General features: G+C 69.0%; 1 protein-coding gene. It reads right to left on the reverse strand.

All coding sequences use genetic code 11. The annotated features are described in order from the left end of the window. Positions 1-1,344 (reverse strand): IS701 family transposase (locus JNW87_RS38675; RefSeq protein WP_309234168.1); only part of this gene is annotated, 1,344 nt, incomplete at its 3' end. Positions 1,345-1,431: the final 87 nt, after the last annotated feature.

Below are 1,431 nucleotides of genomic sequence, written 5' to 3' on the forward strand. Positions count from 1 at the left end.
TGAGCGGGCTTGGTGGCGGCGGCGCCAGGTGCTCCAGTGGTGGGCGTGGTCGGGCGGTGTCGGTTGATGCTGCAGTCTGGCCAGGAGCCGTCGTGTTTCGGGGACGGTCAGGGGGATCAGGCCGGGGTCTGCTGGTGGGGCCTGGTCGGGGATGGCCGGTGGTGGGGCTTGGGTGTCGGTGCGGGCGCGGAGTTGGGCGGCGGCGACGGCGCAGATGGCCAGGGCTGCCATGACCAGCACGGTGTGCCGGCGGATCGCAGTGTGCAGGCGGGCTTGGCACTGGTCGAGACCGAACTGGTCCTTGCCGAACTCGAAGTCCTCCTCGACAGGCCAGCGCAGCCCCGCGGCGCGGATCAGCCGAGTCATGGTCGTGGGTTGCCTCTCGGGCAGGTAGCAGTAGTGGAACGCCAGGTCACCGGTGCGTAGATGCCGGCGTACCAGCAGGACATGCTGAGGACTGGCGGTGGCGATCTGCGTCCACGCGTACCACCGCTGCCCCTTCGACCCCGTCCCGGCGGAACGCACCTCCCACTGGCGGGGGCCGACGAGTTGCTTGACGGCTTGTTGGCAGGTCAGCCGCACGCCGCCGCCCACATCGAGCAGGAACGTGCAGGCCACCCGCAGCACGTACGCCTGCTGTTGTTGTTCGAAGAACTCCCGCAACTGGGTGCAGCCGCCGTAGACCTCGTCGCCGCAGATCACGTCGAAGCGCACCCCGTCGGCGTACGCGTCCGTGCAGATGTCGATTGCCAGTTGTCCCTTGGTGCGGAACCGCAGGTCAGCCGGTAGTCCCATCGCGCGGGCGGTGTCCGGGTCGTCGATCTGCTCGGCGGGAATCCACTGCCGGGCACCGATCAACGCGTGCCCGACCTGCTCCCGCACGTACGACAGGTGCACCGTGTTGATGCCGTTGTCCACCCGACCCGCGCACCCCATGTACTGCCGCTTCACCCCACACGTGGCGGCGCCCCGCTTCTGCTGACCGGTCTCGTCCAACGCCCCCACCACCAGCCCCCGCCGCCGTCGGGCTGCCGTGCCCAGCCCGTCGACCACGAACCGGCGCACCAGGATCATCGCCTCGTCGCCGTCCCACACCGCCCGGTTCAGCAACCGCTGCGTCCGGTCCGGGCTACGGTCCCCGACGTGCTCCGCGATCGTCCACCCGTTGCGTTTCGGCAGGTCACTGGCCACCGCAGACACGTACCTCGTCGCCTGCTGCCAGGTCTGCGTCCGCACGAAACACGACCGCAGACACTCCAACAGCTCGGCCCGCAACCGTTGCACCCGCCGAGCCGCTATCCTGGCAGCCGCAGCCGCCCTCGATTTTGTTGTCTTCACACACACATGATCATCAGGGCGGCTGCACCCACCTCACCCGCCCCACCCGCGGCGTCCACCCTGGTCAGACAGCTAATGGCGGCTGCCGTACTA

Origin of the sequence: Micromonospora sp. ATA51, from assembly GCF_016802855.1 — a bacterium.
In the GTDB taxonomy this organism is placed as follows: domain Bacteria; phylum Actinomycetota; class Actinomycetes; order Mycobacteriales; family Micromonosporaceae; genus Micromonospora; species Micromonospora sicca.